The organism is Elstera cyanobacteriorum (genome assembly GCF_002251735.1).
Lineage (GTDB): Bacteria > Pseudomonadota > Alphaproteobacteria > Elsterales > Elsteraceae > Elstera > Elstera cyanobacteriorum.
In genome coordinates, this window is the sequence record NZ_NOXS01000010.1 from 18,098 (window position 1) to 33,448 (window position 15,351).

Below are 15,351 nucleotides of genomic sequence, written 5' to 3' on the forward strand. Positions count from 1 at the left end.
CAAACACTCAGAGGGAAACGGGCAGATCGAAGACGAGAATGCCGTCGAGGCCGCCAATGGCATTTTCAACGAGCTTCGCCCCCAGGGCTTGATGGTCGGGATGCGCTTGATAGGCGGCGAGCGCGGCCCAATCGGCAAAATCGACGACGAAACCGTGATGGTAGCCGCGCTCGATCTTCTCCGGGCTTTCGCTGCGCCCGGCGGTGATGGCGAGAATACCCGGCACCTGAGCGCGAATTTCCTCAAGCTCGGTGAAGAGCGCCGCGATATGGCCTTCGCTCACCTCGGGCTTAAAGCGGATTAAAACGATATGACGAATCATGAGGCGGCCTTTCGCAGGGCAGAGGCGGGATCGTTCGGCAGCGTGACCGGCGGCAGCGGCGGCAGACCGCGAATAAGGTCCGCCCCCTTCTCGCCAATCATCACGGTCGGGGCATTGGTATTGGAGGAATTAACGGCGGGCATGATCGAAGCATCGCAGACCCGCAGCCCGGTGAGACCGTGAACCGCCAGAGTTTCGGGATCGACCACCGCCAGCGGATCGCGCCCCATTTTGCAGGTGCCCGCCGGGTGATGGTCGGTCTTGCAGGTCCGATAGGCGTAGGCCATGAGGTCCGCGTCGCTCTCGACCGTCGGGCCGGGGGCGCGTTCCGCCAGAATGAAGGGCTTTAGCGCGTTTTGCCGAAACAGCTCCCGCGCCATGCGCAGCCCTTCAAGGCTCATCGCTCGGTCGTAAGGATCGTCCCAATAGTTGGGATCAATCAGCGGCATGGCGCGGGGGTCGGCGGACGCGAGCCGAACCGTGCCGCGCGACCGGGGGCGCAGGAAGGCCGAATTGAGCGTTACGCCCGCATTGCGCAGCTTATCCACCCCCGCTTCAATCCCCGACCCTAACCCTAAATGAAACTGAATATCAGGCGAGCGCGCCGCCGGATCGGCAAAGCCGAACCCGCCGGTTTCAAACAGGGTTGAGGCAACGGGACCTTTCTTGAACAGCACATACTGGAGTCCCGCCCACAGGCTTTTGTGCAGCTTGGCGTAACTGTCGTAAGTGTGATCGCCGGTGCATTCGGCAATCACGTAGAGATCGAGATGATCCTGCAAATTGCCGCCGACGCCCGGCAGATCGTGTCGAACCGGTACGCCTGCTTTTTCCAAAGCGGCACTTGGGCCAATGCCGGAAAGCTGCAACAGGCGTGGCGAGCCGATGGCCCCGGAGGACAGAATAACGTCGCGCTCGGCCCGCAGAAGAACCTCAGTTCCGCCCTTCCCGGCAACGATAACGCCTGTCGCCCGGGTGCCGTCCAGGGCAATGCGCAGAACCTGCGTGCCAGTCATGAGTGTTAGATTTCGGCGCGTGCCCAAAATTGGTTTCAGATAGGCGCTGGAGGCGGACGAACGGCGGGCATTGCGCACCGTTACCTGATAATGGCCCACCCCCTCCTGCGTCGCCCCGTTGAAGTCCGGGTTGAACGGCAAACCCGCTTCCTGCCCCGCGCGTAAAAACGCCTCGCTGATGGGCAGTGGATTGATCGGCACGGAAACGCCCAAAGGCCCGCCATAGGCATGGTGCAGATTATTGAAACGCTGATTGTCTTCAGCACGCTTGAAATAGGGCAAAACCTCGCGGTAGCTCCAGCCGGGGCAGTCGTGCTCGAACGCCCAGGCGTCATAATCCAACCGGTGCCCGCGCGTGTAAATCTGTGCATTGATCGACGAACCGCCGCCCAATACCTTGGCTTGGGTATACCAGAGCACGCGATTGTCGAGATGGCGTTGCGGCACCGTCGACCAGCCCCAACTGCCGATGCCCTTCGTCATTTTGGCAAAGCCCGCAGGCATATGGAACAGCGGGTTGCGGTCGCGCGGCCCGGCTTCCAGAAGCAACACGCGCGCCGCCGGGTCTTCGCTCAAGCGATGGGCCAGCGCGCAGCCCGCCGGGCCCGCCCCGCAGATAATGTAATCAAAGGCGTGTGATAGGGACATTCCGGCCTCTCCTACAAGCGCGGCAGGCTAAGCCCGCCATCGGCCATAATCACGCTGCCCGTGGCAAAGCCGAAGCCGCCCCCGGCGAGGGCCGCAACAATGCTGCTAATATCGGCCCCCTCGCCCCAGCGCCGCATCGGCACAAGCCCGTCCGCGATGGCTTGATCGTATTTTCCGGCCACCCCTGCCGTCATGTCGGTGCGGATAATGCCTGGGCGCACCTCGAAAACCGAAATCCCCTCGCCCGCAAGGCGCAAGGCCAACCCTTGGCTCCACATGGCAAGACCCGCTTTCGAGATGCAGTAATCCAGCCGCTCCGGCGAGGCCATCGCCGCGCTGACCGAGGTGATATGCAGAATGCTGCGGCTGACGCCCGGTATGCTGGGCGTTGCCAGCATGTGATTCACAACCCGCTGCGTCAGAAACATCGTGCCACGCAGGTTGACGTTCACCACGCTATCGAAATTCTCCGGCCGCAATGCCAGAACATCGCCGCGCACCGGCGCGGCCATGCCGGCATTATTGACGAGACAATCAATCCGCCCGAAGGCTTCCAGTGCAGGCGCGACAATCGCCGAGTGATCGTCGAGCACCCCAAGGTTGCCCGCTGAAAACACCACGCGCGCGCCGTGCTTCTGAGCCAGATCCGCGCAAATCGCCTCGGTCTCGGCGCTGGCCTTAGTGCTGCTGATGCCTAGGTCGAAGCCCCGCGCGGCCAGTGCCTCGGCAATCGCCAAGCCGATGCCGCGCGTACCGCCGGTAACCAGAGCGACGGGGCGGGAGGTGGAGAGACAGGAACTCATATCAAGCGATCCCCTCAGAACGAAGATGATCGGCAACGCGCAGCGCTTGCGCCGCAATCGTTAAAGCCGGATTGACCGCCGCCGAGGTCGTTAAAAACCCGGCATCGACGACGTAAAGATTGGAAACCTCGTGACTACGGCAGAAGGGATCGACGACCGAGTTAACGGGGTCGTGACCCATGCGCGTGGTGCCACATTGGTGCGAGGGTGTGCGCTGATCGAACAGGCGGCTTAGCACCAACGGATAGCCAGCATCTCGCAATCGATCCCGAAACGCCCGCACCAACCCGTGATGGGCGCGCATATTACTGCGCCGCCAATCGAGCCGAATCGAGGCGCCGTCCAGGGTCACGCGGCTCTCCGGGCGCGGTAGATCCTCGCTCATCGCGTACCAATCGACCGAATGGCGGGCGAGCATCCCCAGCGCGCGTTCGGGCACCCAGGGCAGCGAGGCTTTCAAGATTGCCCCACTGATTTTGCCGAGCAGTTGGATATTCCCTAAGGGTGGCCCGCCGCGCCCGTCCGAAAGGTAAAAATCATTGATTCCGAGCGTCTTTTGGTACACGGAGGGGTTCGGGCGGCGCGGATCGACGGCCAGCATCGCCGTACAATTATGGTTCATGAAATAGCGCCCCACGGCGCCCGACTGGTTGCCGATCTCCGACGCCAGCAGCAGCGCCGCCGAATTCACCGCGCCTGCCGCCAGAACAATGGTTCCGGCTGATAGGCGCTGAAGCCCCTCGGCGGTCTCAACCTCAACCCCCGCCACCCGCCGCCCGTCCGGGCTTGCCACTAGGCGGCGGACCCGCGCACCGGTTACGAGGCGAAAGCGCGGATCGCGCAAAGCCTGCGCCAGCGGGGCGGTTTCAGCATCAAGCTTGCCGGATCGCGTATCGGGGAAGGCATCCCAGGGGGTTTTTCCCCCCGCCAACCAGCGTTCGATATCCACCGCTAAGGGCAGCGAGAATGGCGTTAGACCCACGCCGCGCAACCGGGCGCGCACCTCGGCAATCGCCGGCTCGTCGGGAACGGGCGGATGCGGGTAGCGGGTGGAATGCACGGGTTCGGTCGGGTCTTCTCCCTCTGCGCCGCGCACCCGAAACAGGGTTTCCGCCCGCCCGTACCAAGGCTCCAGGGTTTCATAGGGAAAGGGCCAGCCGGGGGTATCCCCCTCGGCATGGGCGCGCGCCTCGAAATCCTCCCGCCGGTAGCGCAGGAGCACCGCTCCATAGAATTTAGAATTGCCGCCAACGATATAATAGGTGCCGGGGGAAAACGCCCGCCCCGCCCCGTCCTGCCAGGTTTCGGCGGGCCGAAAATGCCCGCGCTGGAAAATTGCCCGTGGGTCGCGGGCTGGGGCGGAGGTTGGTATTACCTCCCCCCGTTCCAGCATAACCACGCGCGCCCCGCTCCCCGCCAACCCGGCCGCGAGCGTTGCCCCGCCGATGCCAGAGCCGATAATCAAAACATCGGTTTGTGTTGGGAGCGGCGTGCCCATGATTATAGCCGCACGCCGCTAGCGGCATCGAAGAGCAACGCCTTATCCATATTGAAGGCGAAAGGCACCGTATCGCCCGGCGACACGCTCACATCGGCGCGCATCCGCGCAATCACTTCCTTCCCGCCCAAGTGACTGATCACGAACGTATCGGCCCCCGCAGGCTCGACGACTTCCACCTGGGCCGGAACCGTTTCGATACATTTGGCCGCCTGATCGGCCCCGCCGAGATCGGTGATGGCTTCGGGACGAATGCCGAAGATCACCTTTTGCCCGGCGTGAACCGGCGTCGCCAAACTGGAAGGGAGCGGCAGGGTAATCGCCTCCGTTCCGCGTCGCTCCAGACTGATCCGGTCCCCGGCGTCCACCTGCGCGGAAATTAGGTTCATCGCGGGCGAGCCCATGAAATCGGCGACAAACAGGTTGGCGGGGCGATTATAGATTTCGGCGGGCGTGCCGACCTGCTGAAGCAGCCCATCCCTCAAAACCGCGATCTTGGTGGCGAGCGTCATCGCTTCAATCTGATCGTGGGTGACGTAAACGATGGTCGCGCCCGTGCGCTGATGCAGGCGTTTGATTTCGGTGCGCATATCCACCCGCAACTTGGCGTCGAGGTTGGACAGGGGCTCATCGAATAAAAACACGCGCGGCTCGCGCACCAACGCCCGCCCCATTGCCACCCGCTGGCGCTGCCCGCCGGAAAGCTGCCCCGGCTTGCGGCTCAGCAGATGCTCGATTTGCAGCACCTTGGCGACCTTTTGCACCGCCGCCATCCGCTCGGCCTTGGGAACGCCGCGCATTTCGAGCGCAAAGGCAATATTTTCTCCCACGCTCATCGTGGGGTAGAGCGCGTAGGATTGGAACACCATCGCAATATCGCGCTTTGACGGGTGAAGATCGTTGACGATCTGCCCGTCGATGCTGATATGGCCGTCGCTAATGCCCTCAAGGCCCGCGATTGTGTTGAGAAGCGTCGATTTCCCGCAGCCGGACGGGCCGACCAGCACCAGAAACCCGCCCGGCTCCAGCGTAATATCGATGCCCTTGAGGATTTCGAGCGCGCCGTAGCGCTTGCGCAATCCGGAGATTTCTAGGAACGCCATGGGCTTTATCCTTTGACCGCGCCAGCCATCAGGCCGCGCACGAAATAGCGCCCCGCGAGAACATAAACGAGCAGGGTCGGCAGGGCCGCCATCATGGCCGCCGCCATATGCACGTTGTATTCGCGGACGCCGGTTGAGGTATTGACGAGATTATTCAGCGCGACCGTCATCGGAACCGCATCGCCGGACGCGAAAGACGCCCCGAAGATGAAATCGTTCCAGATATTGGTGAACTGGAAAATCACCGTTACGACAATGATCGGGCCAGATGAAGGCAGCAGAATCCGCCGGAAAATCTGGAAGAAACTCGCGCCATCCATCTGCGCCGCCCGGATCAACTCGGTCGGAAACGCCTCGTAATAGTTTCGGAAAAACAGCGTGGTAAAGCCGAGACCATAGACGACGTGCACCAGAATCAGCCCAAGCACATGATTGGCGAGCCCAATCGAGCCCAGCACCCGCGCCATCGGGATCAAGACCGACTGAAACGGAATGAAGCAGGCGAACAGCATCATCCCAAACACAAGCTTATGGCCGGGAAAGCGCCATTTGGTCAGCACATAGCCGTTCAACGCGCCGAGCAGGGTGGAGATCGTCACGGCGGGTACGACCATCTGGATCGAATTCCAGAAGAAGCCTTTGATTCCCGTGCAGCTTAGGCCCACGCAGGCGCTTCCCCAGGCCGCCACCCAGGGGGCAAAGGTGGGATTCTGCGGCAGGGCCAGCATATTCCCGTCGCGCACCTCGTCCAAGGTCTTGAACGACGTCACGACCATCACGAACAGCGGTAGGAGGAAGTAAATGGCGAAGAGCCCGAGCAGCCCGTAAATCACAATCCGGCTTACCCAGCGGCGGCCAACCGGGCCGCTCCCCGATTCAGCGCCGCTCATCGCCCGCGCTCCCGCAGTTCGGAGTAGATATAGGGAATCATGACGGCAGCGACGGTCATCAGCATGATGACGGCACTGGCCGAGCCAACGGCCATTTGATTCCGCGTGAAGGTGTAGGAATACATGAAGGTCGAGGGCAGTTCGGTGGCATTGCCCGGCCCGCCGCCCGTGAGCGCAATCACGAGATCGTAGGATTTAATCGCCATGTGGGACAGCACGATCACCGCCGACAAAAAGGCTGGGCGCAGCAGCGGAATAACGATGCGGCGGTATATGGCGTAAGGGGAAGCGCCATCCATCTGCGCCGCTTTGAGAATCTCGCCATCGATGCCGCGTAAGCCCGCAAGAAACATCGCCATGCAAAAGCCTGCCGCCTGCCACACCCCGGCAATGACCACGGTGTAAATCGCCATATCCGGGTTGACCAACCAATCGAAATTGAAGCTGGTGAACCCCCAGGCATGCATCGTGCGATCAAGCCCGAGGCCCGGATTGAGAAACCATTTCCACGCCGTGCCAGTGACGATAAACGACAGCGCCATCGGATAGAGGTAAATCGGGCGCAAAACGCCCTCGCCGCGAATTTTCTGATCCAGCAGAATCGCAAGCGTCAGGCCGACGCCCATGCACACAACAATGTAAAGCCCGCCAAAAATGGCGAGATTCTTGATAGCGACATACCAATTCTGCTGGGTCCAAAGCCGAATATGCGCATCGAACCCGATGAACTCATACACCGGCATCAGCCGGGAATTGGTGAACGACAGATAGATCGTCCACAGAATAAAGCCGTAAACAAACACCAGAATCGCCGCGCAGGACGGCGCGAGAACCACCCTTGGCAGAATTTCCTGCAAGCGGTCCCGCCAGTGCGGCCCTGGGCGGGCCAGGGCAAGTTTTGGGGAATGTGCCATCGCCATCCACCTTTCAGGTTCGATGCGACTAAAGGGACTGTCCTGCCGCCGAAAAAGGCGGGGCGGAAGACGGAAAAGTCCGACATCCGCCCCTCAAGTCGGGGAGGAGACTGTAAAAGGACCGTCAGAGCCTATTTGGCGGCGGCAACCGCTTTCTGGAACTGGGCAACCGCCTGATCGGTCGTGATCTGCCGATTGAAGTGGCTGGTGATCACGTCGTACATCGCCGCTTTGACGGAAGCTTTATTGGCATGGCCATGGGCCATGGAGCCGTAGAGAGTGCCCTTCTCATTGGCTTCCTTCAGGTCGGCAATCGCCTTTTTCCCGCAAGCGTCGAAAGCGGCATCGGAGACGTCGGTCCGCGCCGGAGCCGATCCCTTCACGACGTTGAAAGCGGATTGGAACGCCGGGTTCATCGTGGCCGACGCCAGGACGGCCTGGGCTTCTTCCCGGCTGGCGCCGACTTTGAACAAGGCGAACTGATCGCTATTGAAGGTCACCTGCCCCTGGGTTCCGGGGAAGCGGATGCATACGAAGTCCTGATCGGGCTTTTTGCCGGCATTCACAAACTCGCCCTTGGCCCAATCCCCCATGATCTGCATCAGGGCTTCGCCTTTGATGACCATCGCCGACGCCAAATTCCAGTCGCGACCGGAGAAATTATTATCGACGTAGGACCGAAGCACGGCCATGCGTTCGAAAACGGTCTTCATCGTCGGCGACGACAGCGCAGCCGGATCGAGATCGATCATGGCCTTCTTATAGAAATCGCCGCCGCCGGTGGTCAGAATGACCGAGTCGAACAAAGTCGCGTCCTGCCACAATTGGCCCCCATGGGCGATGGGGATAATGCCCGCGCCTTTGGCCTTTTCCAGCAAAGCCACCAACTCGTCCCAATTGGCCGGTGCCTTACCGCCAAGCTTGTCGAGCTGGGCTTTGTTCAGCCACACCCAATTGGTCGAATGGACATTGACCGGGGCGGCGACCCATTGGCCGTTATATTTGGAGAACCGCTGAAGGGCCTGCGGAACGACCTTATCCCACCCTTCCTTTTCGGCGACGGCGTTGAGGTTGGCCAGTACGCCGAACTCCGCCCATTCCTGGATATCGAAGCCGAGCATCTGCACAGCGGTCGGAATATTGCCGGAGGTCAGACGCGCGCGCAGCACGGTCATCGCCGGGGCACCGCCCCCGCCAGCAATGGGATTATCTTTCCAGCTATACCCCTTCTTCTGAAGATCGTCTTTCAGAACATTCAGCGCGGCGGCCTCGCCGCCCGAGGTCCACCAATGGACCATTTCGACTTCTTTGACCTGGGCCTGAGCGGCGCCGGCGATGGTCAGCGCCGTTCCGAACATGAGACCGGCCAGCAGGCGCGTGGATGTCGTCATCGTTTTCCTCCGAGTTGGTTTTTAAGTCGATTGCTAAACGTGGCGGGTTGTTTCCCCGCTTCTCAGGCGCGCGGCAGCCACCAGCCGGTGCGAGGACCGGTGTGCAGATGCAGCGTTTTTTCTTCGGTATAGTCTTCGACGGCGCGGCGTCCCAACTCGCGCCCGAGACCGGAGGCGCGGTAGCCGCCGAAGGGCAGTTCTGGAGCGCCATCCATGAAGGTATTCATCCAGACGGTCCCCGCCCGAACGCCCCGCCCCACCGTAAGGCAGGTATCGAAATCGCGGCTCCACACCCCTGCCGACAGGCCGTAGGCAGTGCTATTGGTCAGCGCAATCGCCTCTTCCGCGCTCTCGAAGGTGAGAACCGAAAGGACCGGGCCGAAGATTTCGTCGCGCGCCGCCGCCATATCGGGCCTTACATCGGCCAGCAGTGTCGGCGCGAAATAGAGTTGGTCCGGCCCAGCCTTAAGCGCGCCCCCACCGACCAGAACCCGCGCGCCGCCCGCCTGGGCCTCGCTAACGGCTGCCCCAATCTTTTGCAAATGATCGGCGGTGATGATCGCACCGACGCGGGTATCGGGATGCAACGGGTCGCCCACAGGAACTGTTGCAGCCCGTGCGGCAAGCTCCTTCAGAACCTCCTCGGCAATCGCGCGATGCACGATCAGGCGGCTTCCGGCATTGCAGCATTCGCCCGCATTGAAAAAGCCGCCGAACAAAATCGCGTCCAGGGCCGCGTCGCGGTCACCGTCGGGGAACAGGATTTGCGGGTTCTTGCCACCCAGCTCCATCGATACTTTCTTGAGGTCGCGCGCCGCCACGGCCATCAAATGCTGGCCAACGCGGGTGGAGCCGGTGAAGGAAATCATATCGACCCGGCCATCCTCAGCCAGCGGCGCGCCCACCTCCGGCCCGGTGCCGACCAGAATATTGGCGACCCCCATCGGCAGTCCGGCCTCCATCAGCAGCCGCCCCAAGTGCAGGGTAGAGCCCGGCGTCACTTCGCTCGGCTTCACCAGGGCCGTACAGCCCGCCGCAAGGGCGAAGGGCAGCTTTTGGCTGACGATGAGCAGCGGAAAATTCCACGGCGTAATCATCGTCACCACGCCGATGGGGTCGCGCAGCACCACGCCCAGCTTATTCGCACCAAGCGTTGCGTAGCTTTCGCCGTGCAGATCGCGCGCGAGGCCAGCGGCGTAGCGCCAAATATCGGCAGCCCCGGCAATTTCGGCGCGGGCTTGCGTCAGCGGCTTGCCAACTTCGAGGCAATCGAGGGTCGCCAGAATCTCCGCGTCCCGCTCGATCAAATCAGCTACGCGGTGCAGGAGGCGCGCCCGCTCGGCCCCGGTCATCTTCGGCCAGGGGCCCGTATCGAAGGCGGCGCGGGCGGCGGCAATCGCGTCTTCTACTAACGCCCGGTCAGCCTGGGGATAATCGCCCACCGTCACACCATGGGCCGGGCTTTGGCGGGTCAGGCGCGGCTGGCTGGTCTCCGTGACGAAGCGTCCCGCCACGAGCAGCGCTGGAGTCGTCGGAACCCGCGCCAGGGCGGCGGCAAGCGCGCCATCGGGCGCAGACAGAAGGGAGGGGGTGGATCCGGTCATGATTCTCTCAGCGATTTTGGAAGCGCGGCGCGCGCTTTTCTTGAAAACTGGCAACGCCCTCGCGGCAGTCGTCGGTATAGGCAACCAAGGCCCCGGCGATGCTCTCGAAGGCCGAAGCTCCACCCTCGCCTTCGGCGGCATTGATAAGGTCCTTGGCGAGCGAAACAGCGACGGGCGCGCGCTGGCTAATCTGCGCGGCCAGGGCTTGCGCGCGGTCTAGCACCGAGCCCTCGGGCACGACCTCGTCAATCAAGCCTGCCGCGAGCGCTTCGGAAGCCGTCAGAACGACGCCGGTGAAGCAGAGCTTGCGGATAAGGGGCGCGCCGAAGCGCTGCACTAGCCGCTGGGTGCCCGACCAGCCCGGCACCATGCCGATGCCGGTTTCGGGCAAACCGAATTTGGCGTGGGGCTCGGCGAGGCGAAAATCGGCAACCGCCGCTAGTTCCAACCCGCCGCCCAGGGCATGGCCGTTGAGGGCCGCGATAACGGGAACGCGCAACCGGGTCCAGCGGTCGAATACTCGGTGCCCTGTGCGCACCCAGGCGCGCCACATGTCCAACGGTGCAAGCCCGCCCCAATCGGCGATATCACCCCCTGCGCAAAACCCCCGCCCCTCGCCGGTGAGCAGAATGCAGCGGCAGTCCGACGCGGTTTCAATAGCGTCCGCCGCCTCATCCAGCGCCCGGATCATCGCCGCCGTCAGGGCGTTGAATTTCGCTGGACGCGCCAGGGTGACAATCGCCAGCGGCCCGTCGAAGTTCAGGCGCACGTCTTCGGTTGACAGGGTCGTCATTCGGCAACCTCCCGCAGGCGCCGCGCGCCGGGGCCGGGCTGAAACAGCGCCGCCTCCATTAGCTTCGGCGGGGTCGGCACGAGCAGCGGAAACTCCGACTGCGCTAGAATATCCCGGTCGAGATCGACCCCCGGCGCGATTTCCGTGACTGCCAGCCCCTCCGGGGTCAGGCGCAGCACGCAGCGCTCGGTGACGTAGGTAATATCCTGCCCTTGGGCGACGGCTCTACGGCCCGAGAAGGACACATGCTCGACCGCGCGCACCAGCTTCTTCACCTTACCCTCGCGCCGGATCACCAAGCCGCCCTTCTCGATGGCCAAATCGGCTCCCGCCGAGAAAAAGCCGGAGAAGATGATCTTCTTCGCGTGGGCTGTAATATCGACGAACCCGCCCGCCCCCGCCGTCACATGGGGGCGCACGCCGAGCTTCGAGACATTCACGCAGCCGTCTTGATCGATTTGTAGGAAGGACAGGAGCGAGGCATCGAACCCGCCGCCCTGGAAGTAAGTGAATTGATAGGGCGAAGGCACAATCGCTTCGGCATTGGCCGCGCAGCCGAACTGAAAGTCGAGCAGCGGAACCCCGCCGACGGCCCCCTGTTCGATCACCCAGGTCACATCGCCGTGGTGGCCTTCTTCCAGCAGAATACGCGGGACATTGGCCGAAATGCCGAAGCCGATATTCACCGCATCGCCGCGCCGCAGCTCTTGCGCCACCCGCCGGGCAATGACCTTCTGAACGCCGAATTCCGGGGTTTCAAAACTGTCGAGAGGACGAAAAATTTCCCCGGAAATCGCTGGATCATAGACCGTTTGCGTCGTCTGCATCTGCTCCGGCGCGACGACGATATAATCGACCAGAATCCCCGGCACCATCACATTATGGGGCTTCAAGGTGCCGCTTTGGGCGAGGCGCTTTACCTGGGCGATAACGATGCCGCCATTATTGCGCACCGCCAGCGCCTGATCGAGCGGGCCGAGATAGCCGCCCTCATGCTCGAACGACAGATTGCCGCGCTCGTCCGCTGTGGTCGCCCGAATAATGGCCACATTGGGCGCAATTGCCGGGAAAAACAGCCAAGTATCGCCCGCGAAATCGACCTTCGAGACAATGGGGGCCGCTGCCGCTTTGGCGTTCATGGCGCAGCCGTGCTGGTCGGGATCGACGAACGTATCAAGGCCGACCTTGGTCAAAACCCCTGGCCGTTTCGCCGCCGCATCCCGGTGCATATCGAACAAAATACCCGACGGAATATTATAGGCGGGAATCTGGTTCTCCGTGACCATCTGCCAAATCAGCGGCGGCGTGGCGCTGGACGGGCCGGACGGGTAAGACCCGGCGATAATGCGGCTCAGCAGCCCTTCCTGCGCCAGATGATCGATGCCCTTGATGCCCCACATATCGCCTGCGGCAATCGGGTGAAGCGTCGTTAAATTGCCGGGCGCGCCGGTCTCTCGAAAGCGGGTGCCGAGAGCGGCCAGAACCGCATCCGGGCAGCCAAGGCCGGAGGAGGAGGACACCGTGACAATCGCGGCGTGCGGGATCGCATCCACCGCCGCACGGGCGGTGACGAGTTTAGGAAAAGCCATGACATTGCCTCGTGCGAGACGCGCCGGGGGCGCTTTGCTCAATCAGAGAAGGGCGACGATCTCAATAAGCGAGAAAGAGGGTGCGGCATGGTTACACCGCGTATCGTATAGACCGGGTTTGGCCGGAGGCGGCGGCTTCGGCGACCGCGAGCGCGACGGCGAGGGATTTCACCCCATCCGCGCCGCTGGCCGCCCCCCTAGTTTCAATCGGGCCTTCGCCGCGAACCGCCGCATGGAAGGCCGTCACCGCCCGCACATAGAGATTATCGGTCTCGACCGGCAGTTCGGTTTCACCCTCCGCCGTGCGCAGAAGTACCTGCCCGACCGGCCGTTGGGTCATGCAATCCACCCCGATCAATGAGCCTTCGGTGCCGTAAACCTCAAACCCCGTTCCGGCAAAGCGCGTCGTGAAAGCATCATGAAACTGTGCCATCACACCCGAGGGGAAGCGCAGAATGCCCATGACCTCATCGGCCAGCGCGGGATCTTGGCTTCCTGCGCCCGCAATCCCGGCTTGCCGCGCGCAGGCGGTTGCGCTGACCGGGTCTTCCCCCAGCACGAAGCGCAAGGTGTCGGCATCATGAACGGTAATATCGAGGATTACCCCACCGCCTGCCGCTGGATTGGTAATCCGCCAGCCCTGAAGGTGCGGCGGCAAAAAAACCGCATGCTTCACGCGCGCGGAGAGAGGCGTACCGATGCGCCCCTCGGCAATTGCCTGCCGCATCGCCCGGTGCGTGCCCGCATTACGTAGGTGGTGATTGGTGCCCATAACCACGCCCGCTGCCTCGGCTGCCGCGACCATGTCTTGCGCGTCCGTGAGGGTGAGGGCCAGCGGCTTTTCGCACAGAACATGCTTACCCGCCGCAACCGCCGCCAAATGCTGCGCCTTATGCAGCTCATTTGTTGTCGAGATATAGACAGCGTCGATTCCGCTCCCCAACAGCGCCGGAAGGGAATCTGTCGCCGTGCCAATCCCGTTGGCGTCGGCAAATGCGCGCGCCCGGTCGGCGCTGGCGCTCATGACACTGACGATCTCGCCGCCTGCGGCCCGGATGGCCCCGACCATCCATTCGCGGGCGATTGTGCTGGCGCCAATCAGGCCCCAACGGGCGGGTAGTGCGCTCATGCGATAGCATCCTTTCTAAGGGGCGGACGGCAGCTATCCCGAATCACAAGCCGCGCCTCACCGACATAATTTTCAAACTTCGGAGCGGTATCGGCGATATGGCGCAGCAGCATTCCTGCTGCCGCCTTGCCGAGCCCAGCGGGGTCCACGGCAATGCTAGTGAGCGGCGGCGACACATGCTGCGCTTCGGCGGTATCGTCGAACCCAACAAGGCTTATATCGCGGCCCACCTGCAACCCCCGGCGGGTCACAGCCAACATTGCCCCGATAGCGACGACATCGTTGAAACAGACGGCCGCGGTCAGCGGATTGAGCGCGTCGGATCGGTCAAGCAGGGTCAGCATGGACTGAAAGCCGCCGTCTTTTGTCGGCATACTTTCCATCGTCAAAGAAGGATCAAGCGGCAGTCCCGCCGCTTGTAAGGCTTCCTGATAGCCGGTAAAGCGGCCTTGGCGAACGACCATCGCCTCCGCGCCGCCGATAAAAGCGATCCGGCGATGACCAAGACCGATCAAATGCTGCGTTGCCCGCCGGGCACCACCCACGCTGTCGCTGGTAACGCTCGAAAGGCGCGCCCCGGCAATCCGGCGGATCGCCAGCACGATCGGCAGTCCCGGTACGGAGAGATCGGCCAGATCAGCGGCATCGGTCCCCAACGCCGGACATAGGATAATGCCCGCCGCCCCATGCTCGCGCATCGATCGCACCACTTCTGCTTGCCGGGCGACACTTTCCGCTGTGTGAGCCAGATAGGGGATATACCCCGAATGCTGCAGGGCCTGTTCAATCCCAATGGCCAGTTCGGCAAAAAATGGGTTGGCGAGGTCATTGATTACCATGCCAATGACGCTGCTGCTGGATTTCCTTAAGCTCGCCGCCCCCCGGTTATAAACGTACCCCATTTCCTCCATAACCCGCTGGACGCGTTCGCGGGTTTCGGACTTAACCAGTGGGCTGGCCTTCAGGACGAGGGACACCGTGGATTTTGACACGCCCGCCACCTCGGCAATGTCAATAATTGTCACTGATCGACGCCCACCTGTGGCGGTCGTTTCCTTGATTCCCGTTGCTTTTCCCTGCCCAATCCGAGCCATCGCGCCGCCTCCCTGGTTGGTTATCCACTCGCTCAACCTATGGACCAACCCTGACTTTGTCCCTCCCCATCCGCTTCGACGTTGCGGGGAGAAACTTATTTATTGGAACGTTCTATATAATTTTTTTTGACACTGTTCAATAATAAAATAACATATTGATAACATTGATAAAAATACAATATGAGAAAAATTATCCTAAAATTTATGATTTGGAATGTTCCAAACATAGAAAAATATAATAAAAAAATCTAGAAGATTAGTAATATAGTTTCTTTTTTGATTATATGTTAGGGGAAATAATTGATTTTTATCATGAAGGTGAGTGCCTCTTGTATGAGCATAGATGTGCGATGATGCGATCGCTTATCGTAATAAGCATACGGTGTATGCCGTAGTTTGGCTGTTCGGGCGCCGTCTATGGCTTGAAGTAGTTCGGGATTAGAGCGTTTTTCGATCGTTCCGAATCGAAAGAGGATTCCCTCGCGTTGTGATTTCTGATTCAACCTCTGGGCTGGAGCAGGAGGTCAGCACGGATGGGTCAGCCCCTTTCGCTGGAT

General features: G+C 61.6%; 13 protein-coding genes. All 13 read right to left on the minus strand.

Going from position 1 to position 15,351, the window contains the following annotated elements; genetic code table 11:
- Positions 1–7: 7 nt before the first annotated feature.
- Entirely contained in the window at positions 8–322 is a 315-nt protein-coding gene (locus CHR90_RS00285) for a Dabb family protein (RefSeq protein WP_094406554.1), read from the minus strand.
- Positions 319–1,986 carry a GMC family oxidoreductase gene (locus tag CHR90_RS00290; protein ID WP_094406556.1) on the minus strand — a complete coding sequence of 556 codons (1,668 nt, stop codon included), beginning with the start codon at positions 1,984–1,986 and terminating at the stop codon, positions 319–321. The genes CHR90_RS00285 and CHR90_RS00290 overlap by 4 nt, the downstream gene beginning before the upstream one ends.
- 11 nt (positions 1,987–1,997) lie before the next feature.
- Positions 1,998–2,789, minus strand: a complete 792-nt coding sequence (locus tag CHR90_RS00295; RefSeq protein ID WP_094406558.1) for a 3-ketoacyl-ACP reductase — start codon at positions 2,787–2,789, stop codon at positions 1,998–2,000.
- Position 2,790: 1 nt separating this feature from the next.
- On the minus strand, positions 2,791–4,287 hold the full coding sequence (locus CHR90_RS00300; RefSeq protein ID WP_094406560.1) for a GMC oxidoreductase: 1,497 nt from the start codon (positions 4,285–4,287) through the stop codon (positions 2,791–2,793).
- A gap of 2 nt (positions 4,288–4,289) precedes the next feature.
- Positions 4,290–5,390 (minus strand): ABC transporter ATP-binding protein, encoded by a 1,101-nt coding sequence (locus tag CHR90_RS00305; protein ID WP_094406562.1) that lies wholly within the window; start codon positions 5,388–5,390, stop codon positions 4,290–4,292.
- A 5-nt stretch (positions 5,391–5,395) separates the two neighbouring features.
- Positions 5,396–6,280, minus strand: a complete 885-nt coding sequence (locus CHR90_RS00310) for a carbohydrate ABC transporter permease (protein ID WP_094406564.1) — start codon at positions 6,278–6,280, stop codon at positions 5,396–5,398.
- Positions 6,277–7,194: a carbohydrate ABC transporter permease gene (locus tag CHR90_RS00315; protein WP_094406576.1), complete on the minus strand. Its 918-nt coding sequence runs from the start codon at positions 7,192–7,194 to the stop codon at positions 6,277–6,279. The genes CHR90_RS00310 and CHR90_RS00315 overlap by 4 nt, the downstream gene beginning before the upstream one ends.
- A 131-nt stretch (positions 7,195–7,325) precedes the next feature.
- On the minus strand, positions 7,326–8,585 hold the full coding sequence (locus CHR90_RS00320; protein ID WP_094406566.1) for an ABC transporter substrate-binding protein: 1,260 nt from the start codon (positions 8,583–8,585) through the stop codon (positions 7,326–7,328).
- Positions 8,586–8,647: 62 nt separating this feature from the next.
- Entirely contained in the window at positions 8,648–10,189 is a 1,542-nt protein-coding gene (locus CHR90_RS00325; RefSeq protein ID WP_094406568.1) for an aldehyde dehydrogenase family protein, read from the minus strand.
- Positions 10,190–10,196: 7 nt separating this feature from the next.
- A complete protein-coding gene (locus CHR90_RS00330) occupies positions 10,197–10,982 on the minus strand; it encodes an enoyl-CoA hydratase/isomerase family protein (RefSeq protein WP_212668572.1) in 786 nt (261 codons plus the stop codon).
- Positions 10,979–12,571: an acyl CoA:acetate/3-ketoacid CoA transferase gene (locus CHR90_RS00335; protein WP_094406570.1), complete on the minus strand. Its 1,593-nt coding sequence runs from the start codon at positions 12,569–12,571 to the stop codon at positions 10,979–10,981. The genes CHR90_RS00330 and CHR90_RS00335 overlap by 4 nt, the downstream gene beginning before the upstream one ends.
- A gap of 91 nt (positions 12,572–12,662) precedes the next feature.
- Positions 12,663–13,700, minus strand: coding sequence for a Gfo/Idh/MocA family protein (locus tag CHR90_RS00340; protein WP_094406572.1), 1,038 nt, complete (start codon positions 13,698–13,700; stop codon positions 12,663–12,665).
- On the minus strand, positions 13,697–14,725 hold the full coding sequence (locus CHR90_RS00345; RefSeq protein WP_212668573.1) for a LacI family DNA-binding transcriptional regulator: 1,029 nt from the start codon (positions 14,723–14,725) through the stop codon (positions 13,697–13,699). Before CHR90_RS00345 ends, CHR90_RS00340 begins: the two co-directional genes overlap by 4 nt.
- Between the last annotated feature and the right edge of the window lie 626 nt (positions 14,726–15,351).